The organism is Flavobacterium sp., assembly GCF_049318325.1.
Lineage (GTDB): Bacteria > Bacteroidota > Bacteroidia > Flavobacteriales > Flavobacteriaceae > Flavobacterium.
On the sequence record NZ_JBMOGQ010000033.1, the window covers coordinates 1 to 19,707 of the forward strand.

The window sequence follows — 19,707 nt, forward strand, 5'->3', positions numbered from 1 at the left end:
TAGAAACGGAACTATAACAACACATTTTGATGCTAATAGAACTTCAGTTTTATTAAATGATGTTCATTTTACCAATGTAATTGTTAATATTTTGGATAACGCTATAAAGTATTCACCTGAAGAACCAGTTATAGATATTTATACTGAAAATGTAAAGGATTTTGTAATTATCAAAATAAAAGATCAAGGTTCTGGTATGTCAAAAGCAGCACAAAAAAGAATATTTGAAAAATTCTATCGTGAACACACAGGAGATTTGCACAATGTTAAAGGTCATGGTTTAGGTTTGGCTTATGTTAAAAGAATTATTGAAGACCACAACAGTCAAATTTTTGTAGAAAGCGAAAAAGGAAAAGGAAGCACGTTTATAATTAAAGTCCCACTCATAAATTAAAATAAAATACTACTATGGAAAACAATAAAAAAATACTTCTAGTTGAAGATGATCAAAACTTCGGAATCGTTTTGAGAGAATTCTTGACATTAAATGATTTTGATGTAACACTAGCCAAAAATGGCATGGAAGGTTTCGAAAAATTCAAAAAAGACAATTTCGATTTGTGTATTTTGGATGTGATGATGCCTTATAAAGATGGATATACTTTAGCAAAAGAAATCAGAGAAAAAAATAAAGATGTGCCATTGATTTTCTTGACTGCTAAGTCAATGAAGGAAGATGTGTTAAAAGGATATAAAGTTGGCGCAGATGACTATCTTAATAAACCTTTTGATTCTGATGTTTTACTAATGAAAGTAAAAGCAATAATTCAGAGAAAAGCATCAGAGAATAAAAACGAACCTGCCAAATTTGAGTTTCAAATTGGAAGATTTCTTTTAAATTCAAAACTTCGGTTCTTAAAATTTGAAGATCAGGAACCAATTAAATTATCGCCTAAAGAGTCTGAATTACTTAAAATGATGGCTATCTATGAAAATGATTTAATGCCAAGAGAATTAGCTTTAACAAAAATCTGGAGAGAAGACAATTATTTCACTTCAAGAAGTATGGATGTCTACATTGCAAAACTTAGAAAATATCTCAAAGACGAACCAAATGTTGAAATTCTCAACATACATGGAGAAGGTTTTAGATTAGTCGTAAAAAAATAAAGTAAAATGGCTTCAAGAAATTGGAGCCATTACTATTTAAAATATATTCTAAATTTATTTTAGAAGCTAATCCGGCTGTCCGCTATATCCTTTGTTTTGTACTTCTTCAAGCTCAGTATTACAAAACAAAAGGATTCCGCAGCCATCCGGGCTAGGGTTGTGGCTTTTATTTGAGATTCAGTTGTAAAGCAAAAGAAGTTTTATTGTTGGCGTTAATAATAAATACCGTTGCCTTTTCTGGATGGCTCTTTTCAATAGTAATTGTATCTTCCAATGAAACTTCTTTTAGATAATTCATTTCAAAACTTTCTACCTTTTGATTTAACAACAAATTTGGTTCTACATTATCCAAGCACCATTCTAAATATTTCACACTGTTAGCATGATTTACAATGTCTAAATCAGATAGAAGTATCGCTTTTTCTGTTACAAATGTTTTATCTATATTAATATCTATTTTAGAGAATTGAATTTCAGTTGCTCTATCATTTGGGTATTTATCAAAATGCACGTGTGGCAAAGACAAGTTTTCTGGTCGACGCGTTAGTGTATTAAAAACAGCCCAAAAGGTTTCACAACCAACAATTTTTTCATCACCAGCATATAATTCCAAACAACGAATCGAACGTGAATTTTCTAGTGAATTAATCCACGTTTTAACGGTAATAACATCTCTCCATTTAGGCAATCGTATTATTTCAACACGCATTCTACTCAAAACCCAAGCCTGATGATGCTCTTGCATATCGCTGAAACTAATACCACCCATTTCTGCATGAACACCAGCAGTTAACTGTAAAATATTACACAAATCGGTATATTTTAAATAACCGTTAGGATAACATTGCAGAAAATTAATTTCCCAATCTTTGGTTAGTATAGAGTTGAAATCTTTAGATATTGGCATTAGGAATTAGGATTTGATATTTTATATAATTTACAATATCATTTTTGTCTGCTTTAAAATCAAACCATTTTACATTTTCAGCTCGCTTAAACCAAGTCAATTGGCGTTTTGAAAACCGACGGGTATTTTTCTTAATTTCTTCAACTGCAAATTCTAAGGAAATCTTCCCCTCAAAATAATCAAACAATTCACGATAGCCAACGGTTTGCAACGCATTCAATTCCTTATTCAAGAACAAACCTTCAGCTTCTTTTACCAAACCTTCCTTAATCATATTATCTACACGCAGATTAATCCGGTCGTACATGATTTCTCTTTTAGCTTCTAAGCCAATGATAATAGGAGTGAAGCTACGTTGGTTTTTCTTTTGGTTTAAAAAAGAAGAGTAGGGTTTTCCGGTGCCAAGACAAACTTCTACAAATCGTTTCATTCGCTGTGGATTTTGCAAAGTTTGTGGATTTTCAAGCTTTAGTTGTTGATAATACTCGGAATCTAATTCTTTCAACTTATCTTGCAGGTAATCAATTCCAAATTCTTCAAAATCAGTACTTATAACTTCTCTAATTGAATTATCAATATTTGGAAAATTATCAAACCCTTTTAGGATAGCGTCCACATACAAACCCGAACCGCCAACCATTATTTGGATATTATTTTTTAAAAATAATTCATTCAGTTTTGTAATTCCTTCTTTTTCAAAATCGCCAACAGTATAATTTTCAAAAATCGATTTGTTTTGAATAAAATGATGTGGAGCAGAAGCTAATTCTTCTTCACATGGCACGGCAGTTCCAATACGCATTTCCTTAAAAAACTGCCTACTGTCACACGAAATAATATCACACTCAAAATGTTTCGCCAATGCAATGCTCAAGGATGTTTTTCCTATCGCCGTTGGTCCAATGATTGTGATTAGATAGTTCATTAAAATTTGACAATCTTTATTACCTTATTCTTTCTTAAATAACCTTGAATTATTGTTCTGGTATCGCGATTATTCTGCATCGGAATAATAATATTTTTTAGGATTTCAATATTGTTAATCTGATAATTCAAATCATAAAAACAATAGCCTTTGTAAATTCCGTTTTCGATTACTACTGCACAACGTTCATCTACCGTTCTTCCTCTGTCAACGATAACCATATTGTCGTTTTCGAACTTCATTTCCTTGATAAATTCTTCAACACGTTCATTGTATAATTCCGGTTCTTCTTTACCTAAACACCCACCGTTGCACTCTTTTATTTTATATTGAAAGCACCCATTTTTAGTTTCGTATAAGCCATTTATTTTTTGACATAAATTATACTTTTCAGTAATTTTTAACAGTGAATTTTTGCCTTCTTGTACAGAAGTAAAAGAGGTAATTTCTTTTTTTCTGCCATCTGCTTTTAGCAATTTTAAAGCCAAATAACCATTTTCATCTTTTTCAGCATATAATGCCCATTGAAAAATAGTCTTGCGTTGAGCACGATTATATATCGGTTTATTGATTTTTATCTCTTCACTTTCTTTCAAAAGTGCAATCAATTCACTTCCGGTCACTTCATAAGTCACTGCAAAAACTTCAAGCTGAATCTTTTTGCTTTTACCCAATGTTCCGGTGAAATGTTGATTAACTCGCTTCTTGATATTTCGGCTTTTACCAATGTATATAATTTCGCCTTTCTCATTATGAATATAGTATATCCCAGTTTTTGTTGGTAAACCCTCTAAAATATCTAATAATTTTGGAGTCAAACCCGATTTGATTTCGGCCTTAATAAAACTGATTAAAATTTCTTTTTCGGTATCTTTTGCCAAATCATTTTGAACAATTTGACGGTTGCCATAGCGTCACCACTAGCGCGATGTCTATCGGTTACCGGAATTCCAAGTGCACGGACTAATTTTCCCAAACTATAAGAAAGTTGTCCCGGAATTAATTTCTGTGCCAACTCAACCGTGCAAAGCGTGGGTTTTATATAATCATAACCCAATCGCTTGAATTCTGTTCTCAAGATTCTGTAGTCAAATGAAGCGTTGTGAGCTACTACGATGCAGTCTTCCGTAATTTCGATTATACGTTTAGCAACTTCATAAAACTTAGGTGCAGAACGAAGCATAGCATTATTAATACCAGTAAGTTTTACAACAAATGGCTGAATCGTTTTTTCCGGATTTATCAAGCTAATGAATTGGTCAATAATTTCGTGACCATCAAATTTATAGATGGCTATTTCAGTAATGCCTTCTTCGTTAAATTGGCCACCAGTGGTTTCTATGTCTAGTATTGCGTACAAATAAGTGAATAGTAATTAGTGATTAGTAAATAGTTCTTTTCTTTCATCTTTTTCTATTTTCTATTTCCAAATATACTACTTCCAATTCGAACCATTGTGCTGCCACATTCAATGGCTTGCTTATAGTCACCGGACATACCCATTGAGATAATTGATAATTGATAATTGACAATTGATAATGAATTTATTTTATCAAAAGTAGATTTCAAATTAAGGAATTCTTTTTTTATTTGAGATTGATTATCAGTGAATGTTGCCATTCCCATTAAACCAACAACTTTTATGTTTTGTAATTTGTTATTCTTAACGAATTGAAGAATTTCCTCCAATTCTTTTTCATCCAAACCAAATTTTGTCTCTTCTTCAGCAATATACATTTGTAGTAAACAATCAATTACTCGATTATGTTTTGCTGCTTGTTTGTTGATTTCTAGCAATAGTTTTAAGCTATCAACCCCATGAATCAAACTCACATATTCGGCCATGTATTTGACCTTATTGGTTTGCACATGTCCAATCATATGCCATTGAATATCTTTTGGCATTTGCCCCCATTTTTCGGTCATTTCCTGGATTTTATTTTCACCAAAAACGCGTTGCCCAGCTTCGTATGCTTCCATCAAATCGGCAACAGGTTTTGTTTTGGAAACAGCTACAAGAGTTACGTTTTCAGGAAGTTGCGATTTTATTTTGAGTAAATTGTCTTTAATGGACATTTTCGTTTTCTAATTACAATTCATAAACCATCAATCCACTTCTGAATTTTGGTTCGATATACGTACTTTTTGGTGGCATAATCAAATTGTTATCTGCCAAGGCTTTTATCTCCGAAATATCAGAAGGAAATAACATAAAACCAACTTCAAATTCACCTTCATCAACCAATTCTTTTATGGTTGAAACAGATTGCTTTCCGGGAATGTATTCAATACGTTCGTCGTTACGCAAGTCATCTATTTCCAATAATGGTAGTAAAACTTTATCATATAAAATCTGTGCGTCAAGATTCTCTAAAATGGAAGGTTGCTTGTTATCTTTCTTATAAAACAAAGCATAAAAATGTCCGTCAAGATACATTCCAAATTCATACTTGCTTTGAGGTTTCCACAATTCCAGTTCTTTATCTTTAATAATGAAATTTTCAGCTAATTTTTCGAGAAAATCATTTTTAGTAAAACCATTTAAATCTCTAATAATTCTATTGTATTCATAAATTTTGACATTGCTCTCGGCAATCAAGAAACTCATAAAATAGTTTAGGTTTTCATTGCCTAAATGCTTACCTTCATTATACAATAATTCTGCTGAAGCCGATCTGTGATGTCCATCAGCTATATATAGTTCAGGTATTTGTTCAAACTGTTTTTGCAACCATTCAATATCGGCTGCGGTTTCAATTTTCCATACCTGATGTTTTTCTTTGTTGGTTGTGGAGTAATTATAAATCGGTTTACTTTTTTTCTTTTCTTCAATCCAGGATTTCAATTTTTCATTATCTGGATAAGTTATCAAAACAGGCTCGGTATTAAAACCGGTTTGATGCAAATAATCCTTGAAATATTCCACACGATATTGCAAGGTATCTTCGTGTTTTTTGATGACATTATTTTTATAATCTTCAATCGAAGTTCCGGCTACAAAACCTGTGAAAGACTGCACTTTATTTTGAATTTCATACAGAAAGAAAACTGCTTTTTCTTCTTCCATAAAAATCCCTTCATCTTTAAAATCCTGATATTTATGAGCTACACCTTTAAAACGTTTGTCCAATGTAATCTTTTGAGAATGCATGTAAGCAGGATTGATTACATGTAAAAACGAATAGGGATTAAAACTCAACCATGCGCCAAGCTCAGCTGAACTATAATCGTCATAATTTCTACAAGTCACTAGTGCTACTTTATCTGGTGTGGGTCGTACCGCTTTGAAAGGGATTATTTTTGCCATTTGAGTGATTAGGCAATAGGCAAAAGACATTAGTTTTAAAACTATTGGCTAATGGCTATTGGCTTTTTACTTATTAAATTGTTTCGAAACTTTCTCCGCCTTTTTTGATTCTGAATAATCATAAAAACCTTCACCTGATTTTACCCCTTTTTTTCCGGCCATTACCATATTCACTAAGAGTGGGCATGGTGCGTACTTTGAGTTTTTAAATCCGTCATACATTACATTTAAAATTGAAAGGCAAACGTCTAATCCGATGAAATCTGCCAATTGTAATGGTCCCATTGGATGCGCCATTCCTAATTTCATTACAGTATCAATTTCATATACTCCTGCAACGCCATTGTACAAGGTTTCAATAGCTTCATTAATCATTGGCATCAAAATACGATTGGCTACAAAACCTGGATAATCGTTTACTTCAGTTGGGATTTTTCCTAATTTCAAAGATAAATCCATAATAATTTTGGTCACTTCATCTGAAGTAGAATAGCCTCGTATTATTTCTACCAATTTCATAATCGGCACCGGATTCATAAAATGCATTCCGATTACACGTTCAGGATGAACTACTTGTGCTGCAATTTGTGTAATTGAAATAGAGGAAGTATTGGTTGCCAAAATTACATTATGATCACAAACATCGCTTAATTGCTTGAAGATTTGAAGTTTTAGTCCGACATTCTCTGTTGCTGCTTCTACTACCAAATCTGTTCCAACTACTCCATCTTTGATATCGGTATAGGTAATTATATTTCCAATAGTTTTGTGTTTGTCTTCATCGGTAATGGTTCCTTTTGTTACCATTCGGTCTAGGTTTAAAGCAATTGTTGCCATTCCTTTTTCTAAAGACTTTTCGGAAACATCAATTAACTTTACGGTAAAACCGCTTTGAGCGAAAGTGTGAGCAATTCCGTTGCCCATAGTCCCAGCACCTATTACAGCAATTGTTTTCATTATTTTAGTTATTTATTTAGTTTTATTATTCATGGAGTCGATAATCATATAAGCTACTCTCAACGCTTCAGTTCCGTCTTCAAGCGTCACAATTGGCGTTGTGTTATTATTAATTGCGTCGGCAAAAGTTTCTAATTCATCCAAAATAGCATTATTATTGCTTACTTCAGGATTGTTAAAATATATTTGTTTGCGATCACCTTCGGCATTTTGCAATATCATATCAAAATCTCCGGGGATTTCAGGAGCTTCTTTCATTTTAACCACTTCACAGGTTTTGTCTAAATAATCAACAGAGATATAAGCGTCTTTTTGAAAGAATCGAGACTTGCGCATATTCTTCATTGAAATTCTGCTTGACGTAATATTTGCTACACAACCATTATCAAATTCGATGCGAGCATTGGCAATATCCGGAGATTGACTCAAAACGGAAACTCCGCTTGCGTGAACCAATTTCACTTTAGATTTTACAACGCTTAAAATCGCATCGATATCATGTATCATTAAATCTAAAACAACAGGAACATCGGTACCACGAGGGTTGAATTCGGCCAGACGGTGTGTTTCTATAAACATTGGATTCTCAATCATATCTTTTACAGCAGTGAATGCCGGATTGAATCTTTCTACATGGCCAACTTGCCCTTTAACATTGTATTCTTTTGCTAAAGCGATAATTTCTATGGCTTCTTCTACAGTTGTAGAAATTGGTTTTTCTATAAATACGTGTTTTCCTGATTTAATTGAAACCTTAGCACATTTGTAATGCGAAAGAGTAGGGGTTACAATATCTATAACATCAACCGCATGAATTAATTTGGCAATAGTATCAAATTGTTTGTATCCAAATTCGGCTTCAATTTTAGCCCCGTTTTCGTGGTTTTCATCATAAAAACCAACAAGTTCGTATTTATCAGATTGTTGTAATAAACGTAAGTGTATTTTTCCAAGGTGACCAGCACCTAAAACGCCAACTTTAAGCATAAAAAAGTATTTTAAACAAAAATAGAAATAATTGATTAATGGGAATTGATATTTGCTAATTTGTTTTCTATTTTTACCAAATAAATCTTTAACCCAAATTGAAAAATACCAGTAAACATGAAGGGCTTCGTAATCAGCTTGCGAAACTTTTGGAAGATAAAGGAATTACAGATAAAAAAGTGTTGGAAGCAATTAAAATTATTCCAAGACATTTGTTTTTAGATTCCAGTTTTGAAGATTTTGCTTATCAAGACAAAGCATTTCCAATTGCTGCCGGACAAACTATTTCACAACCTTATACTGTAGCTTATCAAACACAATTATTGCAAGTTAAAAAAGATGATAAAATTCTTGAAATAGGAACGGGTTCGGGTTATCAAACAGCAGTGCTTTGTTTGCTTGGGGCCAAAGTATATTCGGTAGAAAGACAAAATGAGTTGTTTAAAATTACATCAGCTTTATTGCCAAAATTAGGTATTCGTCCAAAACATTTGTCATTTGGTGATGGCTATAAAGGTTTACCTAATCACGCGCCTTTTGACAGTATTATTGTTACTGCTGGAGCACCTATCATTCCAAAACCATTGATGGCTCAGTTAAAAATAGGGGGAAAGCTTCTTATTCCTCTCGGTAAAAATGAGCAAATAATGACGATGCTAATACGAAAAAACGAAACTCAATTTGAGAAGCACGAATTTGGTGATTTTAAATTTGTACCGTTGTTAGAGAATAAGAACTAAAATGATTTTTTAATTCGATCTAAATCACGTTTTGTATCTTGTTCTTTAAGCGACTCACGCTTATCATAGGTTTTCTTTCCGCGACACAACCCAATATCTAACTTGGCTATTCCTTTTTCATTGGTAAAAAGTTTTAAAGGAATAATAGTGAATCCTTTTGTATCGATAGCTTTTTCAAGTTTTTTAAGTTCTCTTTTATTGAGCAAAAGTTTACGCTCACTTTTGGCTTTATGGTTAAATTGATTTCCATAAAGATATTCCTCAATTTGTGTGTTGATAGCAAACAATTCGCCATTATGAAATTCACAAAAACCTTCGGTTATGTTGGCTTTTCCTAAACGTATGGATTTGATTTCGGTTCCAGTTAAAACAATGCCAGCAGTATAGGTTTCGATTATCTCATAATCAAATTTAGCGCGCTTGTTTAATATGTTTATTGTCTTTAACATTGTACGGTAAATGTAATACAAAATGAAGTTTATTGAAAATGATATAGTTAATTAAAAAATTATTAAATTGCCATTGTCAAATCAACAAAACCAAATTAAGATAAAAAAAATACTGAGAGTTTCTTTCCTGTTATTATTGATTCTTTCTTCTTGTTCAAGAGATGAAAATCAAATTGAGAACGCCATTATAATTGATGCTTCTCAAAAAACACCACTAACACCTTTGCAAATTAATGCAAAGATTGATGAAAGTCTTAATACGAAAGGCAAATTCAATTGGAGTGAAGCGTCATCTCATTTACTTTGGAGCGCCGTTGTAAACGGAAATAATATAGTTACCATTGGCTTTGGAAATTCGAAGACAAATTTTGAACGTGCAAAAACAGCTAATAATGCTAAAATTCAAAATAATTTATTGGCAATAATTATGAAGTACGAAGGTACTACTTTAGATGAAATACTAATTACCGCCGATACTGATTTGAATTTGATGGATGTTATTATTGAAAAGCAAGAAACTATAATTGCACTAAGAAAATCTAAATACATTCGCTATCTAGAGCCTGCTGATTATAGTTATTTGAATGTTCGTAATGCTGAAAGTCGTTCTGGTTCATCTTTAAATTCAACAAATTCATCTTCAAGTTCAGGTTGTGGTTATGAATCTCAAACATTAGCAGCTGCAGATTTTACTACTACAACACCAAATGCAAAAGTTCCATGGAACTTTACTCAACACAACATTCCGAATGCTTGGAGTATTAGCACAGGAAGAGGAATAACTATAGGTATAATTGATACTGGAGTTTCGCCAAACCAATCATTGTTAGGAACTAATTTTAATAACGGACTTTCTACAGGAAGAACAATACAAAAAAATGGAGTTTATATAAACTCTATTTGGCCTTGGAGTACTACCACTGATGGTGTAAATGATTTATGTGGACATGGAACGAGTATGGCTTCTGTTGCTGCATCTCCTAGAAATGATAGAGGTTTGCCTGTTGGAGTTGCTTATAATTCAAACTTAGTTACCTATCGTGCTGCAGAAAATGTTGTAATTGATGGTTTTCAAGAGCAAGAAGCTGTTAAGAAAGCTTTTACAGCTTTAGGTAATAATGACAAAGTCAAAATAATTTCGATGTCAATGGGTCACATTTTCTCTGTTGGTAAAATAGAAGATGCCATTAAATTTGCTTATGGCAAAGGAAAACTAATCTTTTGTGCTGCAGGAACTTCAACCAGCTTTACTACTTTTGTTGGCGTCATTTTCCCTGCTTGGATGCCAGAAACAGTTGCTGTTACTGGAGTAAAAGAGGGAACTACTTTGCATGCATGTAGCGATTGCCATACAGGTAGTAAAGTTGAGTTTACGGTAGCAATGCAAAGAACTGCTTCTGGAAATACAGTTCCAATCAGTAGTTATTATGAAAATCAAACAGATTATGTTGGCGGATCTTCTGTAGCTACAGCAACAACAGCTGGTATTGCGGCTTTAGTTTGGGCTAAAAACCCTACATGGACAAGAGATCAGGTGTTGACAAAAATGAGACAATCGGCCAATTTATTTCCAAATAGAAGTTCAGAATATGGTTTCGGTAATGTGAATGCTTATTTAGCGCTTCAATAGTTTATAAAATACATATTTAAAAACCATCTCAATTATTACTGAGATGGTTTTTTTATGACTTATATTTCTCTAATTTTACAACATGCAAAACAATACATCAAAAGATCCACTTCACGGCATTACACTACAAAGAATACTTGAAATTCTTGTAGATTTTTATGGATTTGATACATTAGGTGAATTAATAAAAATTAACTGTTTTAATGATAATCCTAGTATTAAATCTAGCTTGACTTTTCTGAGAAAGACCGATTGGGCCAGAAAAAAAGTTGAAGAATTGTACGTTAGAACTTTGCCTAAACTCAGTAACTAACTATTATTTAAATTTCTTTTTAATAAAAATTAGATAATAGTATACCATATTAATTTTTTAAGTAAGTTTCGTTTACAAAACACTATTTTTTGTAATTTATAGAATTTCAATGCTGTATTTAAATTCTTTTGAAAAATTACTTTCAAGTAATTGAATCCCTTCTTTCTCTAAAATATTTCCATTAGTATTCAAAACATCGGAATAACCAACCCATGGTTCTAAGCATATAAATGGTGCATTGATTTTTGTCCAAATTCCAAAATTCGGAAAATCTTTAAAGGTAAAATTCAAAATTGGAATCCCATTTTCGACAATTTGGATTTGTTTTGACTTTAATTTTTTTAAAATCAAAGCATCATTTTCAAAAAGAGAATAGGTCAGGGGTAATCTGTTATTTACTAATTCTATTTGTTTTGTTTTTTCTGAAAGCAAATCATTCTCCAATTGATGGCAAGTTAAATTTTCATCTGTTTCAAATTGCAAACTATAGGTTTCAAATTTTTGGCGTAAAGCAAATGCAGGATGCCCGCCAATTGAGAAAGGCATTATATCAAAACCTTTATTAATGACCTGATAATTTACGTTTAATATTGAAAAGTGTAAAGTGTAAATTATCCGCAATTCAAAATCAAATGGAAATCTTTCTTTGGTTACTGCATTAGATGATAATGATAGAATTACATTATTTTCAGTAGAGTAAATCAAATTAAAATCCATATCTCTAGCAAATCCATGACGGGATAATGAATATGGATTATTTTTATAAGTATAAGAATCGTTTTTTAAAGTACCAACTATTGGAAATAGAATAGGAGAGTGCTTTCCCCAAAAAATTGGGTTTCCTTCCCAAATGTATTCTTTGCTTGAATTAATTTTTTTTAAAGAAATCAACTCAGCTCCTTTATGATTAATTGTTGCAGAAAGTTCTGAATTAAAAATAGTTGTTGTCAAAATAGTTTTTTATTATAACACAAATATATTTTATAATCCTATATATTAACTTTTAAAGTTAATAACATCGAAAATAAATGTTAATAAGTAAGATTATTATCTTATTTATTCACAAATAAATGTATTTCATCGATTTTATTTGTTATTTAGTCGATAAAAAATGTAATATTGTTTAACAAAATAAAATAATACGTTCTTTCAAAATAAATAATATACAGTGTTTGCCCCAAATCTACTTTATAAATAAACTGTCAATATTAATCGAGATAAAGTGTTTGCCCCACATCTACTTTATTTAAAAACTTAACCTACTAACTATGAAAGCAAAAATGTTTAGAGCATTGTTGCCGATAGCAATCGTGTTCACAATGATTTCTTGTTCTTCAGATTCATCAGAAGGAACTTCGACAGATAATAAACTTGTAACTACTTATAATTACAATGAATCTGAGTTAAAAGTTATTACACTTGTTAATAATTATCGTCAAAGCATTGGATTAAATACCCTTGAAGTAATAAACCATATTTCTTATAAATCACAAGAACACAATATTTATATGATTGATAATAATATGATTAACCATGATTATTTTCAACAAAGAGCTAACAATTTAGTTGAAGTATTTAGGAGCAAAAAGAGTATCTGAAAATATTGCTTTCAATTACCAAACAGCTGAAAGTGCTATGAGTGCCTGGCTAAACAGTCCTGGACACAAAGCTAACATTGAAGGAGATTTTACTCATTTTGGAATTTCAATTACTGCTGATGAAGCAACCGGAAAAAAATATTACACCAATATGTTTATAAAAAAATAATAATTTGTTTAGTTTATAATTTTAATGTGCTTTAAAACCCATTCGTAAGAGTGGGTTTTTATTTAAAACCTAATCTAGATTTTAATTTCAGGAACAATAATGCGATTGAATAAGCATCATCTGATGCACATTTTTTTTCATTTAAAGGAAGTTTATAATGCTTTATTAAATCTTCTAATGAGAATGATTTGCTTGTGATATCCATTAATTTTTGATGCATTATTTCTATATCTAATGCCTCATTTTTTAATTTTCCGCATTCCATTTTTTCTAATACATCATTTATCATTTCGACGTCAAAATGAATTCGATGTCCTACTAATACTGTATTCCCTATATATTCTACAAAAGCTTGAATTGCTTGTGGTTCAGCAAGCTTAGATAATTTGCTTTCAATTAGAAATTCATTTGACAATCCGTTGTCGTGAAGGTATTTATATTGCAGAATTACCACTTCGAAATTATCTCCAATACGAATAATATCATTCACAACTGCCACGGCTCCAAAGGATAAGATGACATCTCTTTTCGGATTTAAACCAGTAGTTTCTGTACTTAAAACTACATATCTGTTAGATTTACTTTCAAACTTTGCTAAATATGATTTCCAAAAATCAGGATATTCTTTATTTATTTTTTTTATCCAATCTATCATATTATGAAAATTGCGTTAGTTGAAACTTATCTTTAATTAATTCTTCCAATTCTTTCATTGGAATTAAAGCATTTTTCAATTTTTCTTTATCAACTTTTGAAAGCTCATCAATGTTAATATAATCTCCAGTGCTATCATTTTTTAAGCCTTCAAGTGTTCTGAATTTCGATAAAATTAAAAAGGCATCGGCGCAATTTAAATAAATTTCAGAAAATTTTGGGTCAGCAATAGCTAACTGTTTAAATCGTGTATAAGTATTGTTTATTCCTTTCAAATTCAAACTTATTGCAAAAAGTCTGGCACCGTCGACTAAAGGCATGATTGCTCTGTTTTTAATGTCGAATTTTCCTTTGTGTTCGCCATCTTCTTCTAAATTAAATTTCTTAAAAAAATTGATTGGCGGATTTTTTCTTAGGGTATCATTTCCAAGGTAATCAAAGAATAAAGCATTGTTTTTAGTGTTCTTTAAAATTAAATCATCAAGCGTATCTTCAATCTTACCTTCACCAAAAACAAGTTCATAATCAAAAAATATACTGCTGATATCATTTGACTTTTCACCTGGTGTTTTCATCCAATTGTTATATTGTTTTATCCAATCTGAAATTGATTTACACCAAAGCATATTGCTGGCCATATGACCATTTGTACAAAAATTATAACCTACTTTTTCTAAAATAGAAGTAGCTCTTTTAGCTAATTTTAGAAAGTAATCTTTGATATCTATATATTTTTCTGTTGCGACATCTTCAAAAATTAAAATACTGTCCTGATCAGTTAATAAAAATTGCTCTTTTCTTCCTTGACTTCCAATGCTGAACCACGCAAATCGGGCTGGAGGAGAGCCCAAGTCAAGAATTGCTAATTCGATTGAACGTTTTATAATGGCAGTAATAATTTCACCTGAAATATTGTAAATATGAGGTAAAGGAATGTTTTTGGCTATAGAAGATTGAATTAAATCAGTTAATTTTTCTCTTACAAGTTTAAGTTCTTTTGGTGAAAGAGAACGTTTTATTTCCTTAATTAAAACACCTGGATTGTTTGCCTGTGCTACAATTAAATCGTGCTCAGAAATTACTCCTTTAACGTCTGATTTGTCTGAACCATCTATTGTTACACAAAGGTGACTTACATTATTTTTTAACATTAAAAGTTGAGCCTCGGCTACAGAAACATTTTCAGGAACAGTGATAACCGGTGAAGACATTATCTTATCGATAGTTGAAATAAGTGGAAACCTACCATTGGCAATTTTAGATCTGAAATCACTATCAGTAACAATTCCGATAGGATAGTTTTGTTCTGTAATCACAACATTATCAGTGAGGTTTTCAGTCATTAATTGCGCCGCATCCTTAACTATGGCTGTATTAATGACTTTTAAAGGTGTTTTGTTGTAAGCTAAAGATTGAAAATATTGTATTTCATTTTGTTGAACATCGTTATAAACATTATCAGTAATTAGTTTTCCTCGATTTTCTTTATCAAAAGGGTTTCTAGTGTTTGTTGCAAAACTTTCCAATAAAAAATCTAAAACCTGTGGATTTTGAGCTACAAATGGTTTGAAAACAGCTATCGGAATGGCATATACAATGCAATCTTCACGAGCTTTAGCTGTCATCATGTAATTGTTTTTTGCAAAAAAAGGACGTAGACCAAAAACATCTCCAGGATAACATTTGTTTAAAAGTGTTTCTTCGGCATCTGCAATAACAAAAAGATTAATTACCCCATTAGCAACAACATAAAAGCTGTCATGAAGTTTGTCATTGATTTGAAACAGGGTTTTGTGTTTATCCAAATTTATAACACCAATACTAGTAGTAACCTGAATTAGTTCTTCATGACTCAGATAACTAAAAGGCGAAAACTCATTTAAAAAGTTGGCAATATTCCTGGCTACAGAATTACTCATGGTTATTTATTGAATAAATTGTAAAATATTTATTTAACAAAAATAATAAAGCTTTGGGTTAGAAGAAGTCTATTGTTAAAAACATTTGAAAACTATATTGTTATCAAAACAGATCAACTTTAAAATATTCTATTTTACATAATATAAATTATAGTTCAGTAATAACAATTAGATTTTTATTTTATATTTTGTATTCTAAAATATTGTATTTAAAGTTAATAAACATCCTTTAATAAAGTTATAATTCAAAAATTTAGCTCTCTAAACTTTTTCCCAATAGCAAGACTTAATTTTGTTTTATAATCTTCAATTAGCCATTCACGATAATTTTTACTTGTTTTACCTAAACAATTTAAAAATCTTCTAACGCGACTTTCAATATCATCAGTCAATAATTTTGAAAGCATTCTTGCCTGAACCAATTCAGATGAATTATCGACACACATTAAAGCATGTTGTTGTATAGATTTTTCAAGCACTTCTTTAGAACGCAAATTTTCAGAAACGGCTTTTTTAAACTCTTCTTCGATATTAATAGTTATATCAGATGTTTTGGAAAACATTTTTCTTATGCTTTCTGGCATACTATATTTGAAGTTCTTTTCAATTTCGGCATCATCTCTTAGATTTTCCAAATAATATTCAGGTGATCTAAAAATATGTTGCCAATCAACAGGGTCATTCCATAAACCAAATCGCAAGGCATTATTTCCTAAATCGATAACTGTAAAACTATCTTTATTTGGTAATTTTCTGGAACCTCGACCAATCATTTGAAAATATAATGTCAATGATTTTGTAGCACGATTCAAAATAATGCATTCAACTGTTGGCTCATCAAAACCTGTAGTCAAAATTCCAACAGAAGTTAAAATAGCATCCGGTGTTTTTTTAAACCACTGTAAAATATCTTTTCTGTCTTCTACAGATGTAGTATTGTCTAAATGTTTTATTGGATATCCGGCTTCTCTAAAAGTTTCATAAACATATAAAGAAGTGTTGATTCCGTTATTGAATATTAATGTCTTTTTTCCTAATGATTTTTCAGTATATGAATGCAATAATTTCTCCTGCATTACCATATTCATATACAAATCATCAGACGATTTGACTGTATAATCACCATTAATTCCCACTTTTAAAGAGGTTAACCCAACATCATAACTGTAAGTTGTTGCTTTAGCCAAAAATCCTTTGTCTATTAATGATTGAATCGTATCACCAACAATGAGTTCATTATAGTTATGGTGCATCGGTAACTTTATATTTGAACTCAAAGGTGTTGCTGTAACTCCTAAAATGAATGATTTTTTAAAAGAACTCAACAATTTACGAAACGAATTATAATGAGCTTCATCAATAATAACCAATCCAACATTGTCAATTAATAGTTTTTCATCATTCAAACGATTTTTAAGCGTTTCTACCATTGCCACAAAACATGAATATTCATCCTGATCAGGCAATTCTTTTATATTACTGTTGATGATTTTATTTTTTACATCAAACCCTTTGAGCATTTTTGAAGTTTGCTTGCAAAGCTCAATTCGATGTGTTAATACCACCACTTTTTTGTCGTATTGCGATAAGTATCGCCTGACAATTTCTGAAAAAATTACCGTTTTTCCACCTCCAGTTGGCAATTGATATAACAAATGATGATCACTAGATGCATTATCTAATCGGTCAAAAATTTTGTTGATATCGGCCTGTTGGTAACCGTAAAGCTCCTTTTTTTCTTCAATTTCAGAAATAAAATTCTTTTTAGACATGGCGATTTGTACGATTTTGCAAAAGTACATCTAAAAAAGAGTTATCACCAAAATAAAAATAGTTATTTACATAAAATACTATTCAAAGCGTTCCACTATAGCATTGAATTGATGTTGATTAAACCAATTTTGATGGTTAGTTACATCCTTAATGGCCACTACTCTACTTTGAAATTCATTAAAAATACCATGTGCTATTAAAAAACTAACGGCTTGTTGGAAAGAAGTCAGCATACTTTTAAAAAATAATTCTTGTTTTATAATTTTTTCAGCAGAAAATGTTTGGGCAATCTCAATATTATAAAGCATTAAATCAGCTATTATAAACACATCAACGCCTATAGATACAAAGTGTTTAATGATTTTTTGAGCTACAGAACGCCGCATTTTGTACTTTTTTCCTTTGATTGGAAAATATTCATTAACTATTTTACTCTTGGCTTCTCTAACTAATTTTCCTCATTGGGATTGAAAACAAAATCGTAATAGACTTTTACATTACTAAACTTATCATACAATTCTATAATTTGTATTTCTAATTGTTCTTTGTTAAGATCGTTTAGGTATTTTTTTAAATCGCGTTTACTCATTATCCAATTTTATTATCATTACAAAAGTAAATTACTTTATAGTTATTGGTCTCTATAATCGATGATAATCGTATTTTTGTTGCAAAAATTAAAAAAATAATGACCAAGCTTTTCAAATTCATTGCTATTGCTGAAGGTATTTCATATTTAGTGCTTTTTTTTAATATGTTAGTTATCAAACGTTTGAACCTCGAATTGTATAAATTGTTACTTTATCCTATAGGTATGGCTCATGGACTACTATTTATTTCATATGCTACTATAGCATTAATAATCTGGAAAAATCAGAAGTGGACAATTAAAGAGTTTTTAATCGTTCAGTTGGGATCACTTATTCCTTTTGGAACTTTTTATGTTGAGAAAAAATACTTGAGAAATGCATAAACTCGTTGAGAAATTATTTTATTGGTGTTATCCGCTTTTAAAGAAATTGGATTTGGGCGAAACCATTTCTTCTTATTTAAGTTTAGCGATTAACATTTTTATTCTTTCTGTTTTAGCCTATTTAATCTATTTGATTTTTAGTTATATATTGGTGAGAACCATAATCATAGTGGCTCGAAAAACAAAAACAAAATTTGACGATTTATTGGTTTCCAATAAAACAGCTAAATACACTGCTCATTTAATTCCGTTGTTATTTATATATAAAAGTGTTCCAATAATTCTTGAGAACTTTGTGTATTGGGAATCAATTTTCGGAAAACTCGTCGAAATCTACATTGTACTTTTAAGTTTATGGATTATTAAAACCATTTTTAATGCACTTCGAGATCATTTAAAACAAAACCCAAGATATAGCGATAAACCAATCGATAGTTATATTCAGGTAATAATGATAGTCTTGTGGCTTTATGCTTTTATTTTTGTTGTTTCCAAAATTTTTGACGTTAAAACAGGGACAATGCTTGGCACCTTTGGAGCTGTTTCTGCTATAATAATTTTAATATTTAGAGATACTATACTTGGATTTATAGCAAGCGTTCAAGTTTCATTGAATGATATGGTTCGCATTGGCGATTGGATAACATTTGACAAATTTGGTGCTGATGGAGATGTAATTGAAATTAATTTGGCAACCGTAAAAGTTCGTAATTTTGATAATACAACTACCACTATCCCAACTTACAGTATGATTTCAGATTCTTTTAGAAACTGGCGTGGTATGTTAAATTCAGATGGGCGCCGAATTAAACGACATATTTTAATTAAAGCAAGCAGTATTCGATTTTTAGATGTGAATGAACTACAAGATTTAACGAAAATTCAGCTAATTAGGAATTACATAAATCTTCGCCAAACCGAAATTGATAAGTTTAACAAAACACATCAAGTAGATAAATCGGTGTTGATCAACGGAAGAAACATGACAAATTTTGGGGTATTTCGAAAGTATATAACACAATATTTAAGTCAATATCCCGGTTTAAATAAAGACATGATTTTGCTCTGTCGCCAGTTACAGCCTACCCCACAGGGCGTTCCGTTAGAAATTTATACTTTTTCAAATGACAAACGTTTCGAAAATTACGAATACATTATGGCCGATATTTTTGATCACGTTTTTGCATCTATACGTTATTTTGATTTAGAAATCTATGAAATGCAATCTGGAAAAAACGATTTTGTTGAATAATTTCTACCTTAACTATTTAATAAAGTATATAAAAGTTGATTTTT

20 protein-coding genes and 2 pseudogenes are annotated in these 19,707 nt (G+C 30.9%); 9 read left to right on the plus strand and 13 right to left on the minus strand.

Annotation, left to right across the window (positions count from 1 at the left end; all coding sequences use genetic code 11):
- Positions 1-394, plus strand: a 394-nt coding sequence (locus ACOYLP_RS04840; RefSeq protein WP_422855054.1) for a sensor histidine kinase, incomplete at its 5' end; no start/stop codon positions are given.
- A gap of 14 nt (positions 395-408) precedes the next feature.
- On the plus strand, positions 409-1,110 hold the full coding sequence (locus ACOYLP_RS04845; protein ID WP_422855055.1) for a response regulator transcription factor: 702 nt from the start codon (positions 409-411) through the stop codon (positions 1,108-1,110).
- A gap of 166 nt (positions 1,111-1,276) precedes the next feature.
- Here ACOYLP_RS04845 and ACOYLP_RS04850 read toward each other — a convergent pair whose 3' ends face one another.
- The 7 genes and pseudogenes from ACOYLP_RS04850 to ACOYLP_RS04880 all read right to left on the minus strand — a co-directional run bounded on the left by ACOYLP_RS04850 (position 1,277) and on the right by ACOYLP_RS04880 (position 8,193).
- On the minus strand, positions 1,277-2,017 hold the full coding sequence (locus ACOYLP_RS04850; RefSeq protein ID WP_422855056.1) for an acyl-[acyl-carrier-protein] thioesterase: 741 nt from the start codon (positions 2,015-2,017) through the stop codon (positions 1,277-1,279).
- Positions 2,004-2,942: a tRNA (adenosine(37)-N6)-dimethylallyltransferase MiaA gene (miaA, locus tag ACOYLP_RS04855; RefSeq protein WP_422855057.1), complete on the minus strand. Its 939-nt coding sequence runs from the start codon at positions 2,940-2,942 to the stop codon at positions 2,004-2,006. Before miaA ends, ACOYLP_RS04850 begins: the two co-directional genes overlap by 14 nt.
- Positions 2,942-4,302, minus strand: a pseudogene (locus ACOYLP_RS04860) (exonuclease domain-containing protein). The gene miaA and the pseudogene ACOYLP_RS04860 overlap by 1 nt, the downstream one beginning before the upstream one ends.
- 53 nt (positions 4,303-4,355) lie before the next feature.
- Positions 4,356-5,018, minus strand: a complete 663-nt coding sequence (locus ACOYLP_RS04865) for a YggS family pyridoxal phosphate-dependent enzyme (protein WP_422855058.1) — start codon at positions 5,016-5,018, stop codon at positions 4,356-4,358.
- A 13-nt stretch (positions 5,019-5,031) separates the two neighbouring features.
- Complete coding sequence (locus ACOYLP_RS04870) at positions 5,032-6,249, minus strand: DUF1015 domain-containing protein (protein WP_422855059.1); 1,218 nt, start codon at positions 6,247-6,249, stop codon at positions 5,032-5,034.
- Positions 6,250-6,315: 66 nt separating this feature from the next.
- Entirely contained in the window at positions 6,316-7,206 is an 891-nt protein-coding gene (locus tag ACOYLP_RS04875) for a 3-hydroxyacyl-CoA dehydrogenase family protein (protein WP_422855060.1), read from the minus strand.
- A 12-nt stretch (positions 7,207-7,218) separates the two neighbouring features.
- Positions 7,219-8,193 (minus strand): Gfo/Idh/MocA family protein, encoded by a 975-nt coding sequence (locus tag ACOYLP_RS04880; RefSeq protein WP_422855061.1) that lies wholly within the window; start codon positions 8,191-8,193, stop codon positions 7,219-7,221.
- 98 nt (positions 8,194-8,291) lie between these two features.
- On the opposite strand from ACOYLP_RS04880, the gene ACOYLP_RS04885 reads away from it, so the two are divergent.
- On the plus strand, positions 8,292-8,933 hold the full coding sequence (locus ACOYLP_RS04885) for a protein-L-isoaspartate(D-aspartate) O-methyltransferase (protein ID WP_422855062.1): 642 nt from the start codon (positions 8,292-8,294) through the stop codon (positions 8,931-8,933).
- On the opposite strand, the gene smpB is transcribed toward ACOYLP_RS04885, so the two are convergent.
- Positions 8,930-9,382: an SsrA-binding protein SmpB gene (smpB, locus tag ACOYLP_RS04890; RefSeq protein ID WP_422855063.1), complete on the minus strand. Its 453-nt coding sequence runs from the start codon at positions 9,380-9,382 to the stop codon at positions 8,930-8,932. The two genes, ACOYLP_RS04885 and smpB, sit on opposite strands and share 4 nt — an antisense overlap.
- Before the next feature lie 73 nt (positions 9,383-9,455).
- On the opposite strand from smpB, the gene ACOYLP_RS04895 reads away from it, so the two are divergent.
- Positions 9,456-11,012 (plus strand): S8 family peptidase, encoded by a 1,557-nt coding sequence (locus tag ACOYLP_RS04895; RefSeq protein WP_422855064.1) that lies wholly within the window; start codon positions 9,456-9,458, stop codon positions 11,010-11,012.
- Between the two features lie 82 nt (positions 11,013-11,094).
- On the plus strand, positions 11,095-11,325 hold the full coding sequence (locus tag ACOYLP_RS04900; protein WP_422855065.1) for a VF530 family DNA-binding protein: 231 nt from the start codon (positions 11,095-11,097) through the stop codon (positions 11,323-11,325).
- A gap of 96 nt (positions 11,326-11,421) precedes the next feature.
- Here ACOYLP_RS04900 and ACOYLP_RS04905 read toward each other — a convergent pair whose 3' ends face one another.
- Positions 11,422-12,276, minus strand: a complete 855-nt coding sequence (locus ACOYLP_RS04905; protein ID WP_422855066.1) for an aldose 1-epimerase family protein — start codon at positions 12,274-12,276, stop codon at positions 11,422-11,424.
- Positions 12,277-12,605: 329 nt separating this feature from the next.
- On the opposite strand from ACOYLP_RS04905, the gene ACOYLP_RS04910 reads away from it, so the two are divergent.
- Positions 12,606-12,923, plus strand: a complete 318-nt coding sequence (locus ACOYLP_RS04910; protein WP_422855067.1) for a hypothetical protein — start codon at positions 12,606-12,608, stop codon at positions 12,921-12,923.
- Positions 12,892-13,092 (plus strand): CAP domain-containing protein, encoded by a 201-nt coding sequence (locus ACOYLP_RS04915; RefSeq protein ID WP_422855068.1) that lies wholly within the window; start codon positions 12,892-12,894, stop codon positions 13,090-13,092. The genes ACOYLP_RS04910 and ACOYLP_RS04915 overlap by 32 nt, the downstream gene beginning before the upstream one ends.
- Positions 13,093-13,150: 58 nt before the next feature.
- Here ACOYLP_RS04915 and ACOYLP_RS04920 read toward each other — a convergent pair whose 3' ends face one another.
- The 4 genes and pseudogenes from ACOYLP_RS04920 to ACOYLP_RS04935 all read right to left on the minus strand — a co-directional run bounded on the left by ACOYLP_RS04920 (position 13,151) and on the right by ACOYLP_RS04935 (position 18,027).
- Complete coding sequence (locus ACOYLP_RS04920; protein ID WP_422855069.1) at positions 13,151-13,747, minus strand: PolC-type DNA polymerase III; 597 nt, start codon at positions 13,745-13,747, stop codon at positions 13,151-13,153.
- Between the two features lies 1 nt (position 13,748).
- Positions 13,749-15,665: a DUF294 nucleotidyltransferase-like domain-containing protein gene (locus ACOYLP_RS04925; protein WP_422855070.1), complete on the minus strand. Its 1,917-nt coding sequence runs from the start codon at positions 15,663-15,665 to the stop codon at positions 13,749-13,751.
- 245 nt (positions 15,666-15,910) lie between these two features.
- Entirely contained in the window at positions 15,911-17,437 is a 1,527-nt protein-coding gene (locus ACOYLP_RS04930; RefSeq protein ID WP_422855071.1) for a DEAD/DEAH box helicase, read from the minus strand.
- 78 nt (positions 17,438-17,515) lie between these two features.
- A pseudogene (locus ACOYLP_RS04935) lies at positions 17,516-18,027 on the minus strand (DUF6155 family protein).
- A 99-nt stretch (positions 18,028-18,126) separates the two neighbouring features.
- Between ACOYLP_RS04935 and ACOYLP_RS04940 the strand changes: the two are divergent.
- Together ACOYLP_RS04940 and ACOYLP_RS04945 are read left to right on the plus strand one after the other, a co-directional pair.
- Positions 18,127-18,411: a DUF3817 domain-containing protein gene (locus tag ACOYLP_RS04940; RefSeq protein WP_422855072.1), complete on the plus strand. Its 285-nt coding sequence runs from the start codon at positions 18,127-18,129 to the stop codon at positions 18,409-18,411.
- The gene (locus tag ACOYLP_RS04945) at positions 18,404-19,663 is read left to right on the plus strand and encodes a mechanosensitive ion channel family protein (protein ID WP_422855073.1); all 1,260 of its coding nucleotides are present in this window, start codon (positions 18,404-18,406) and stop codon (positions 19,661-19,663) included. Before ACOYLP_RS04940 ends, ACOYLP_RS04945 begins: the two co-directional genes overlap by 8 nt.
- The last annotated feature ends 44 nt before the right edge of the window (positions 19,664-19,707 follow it).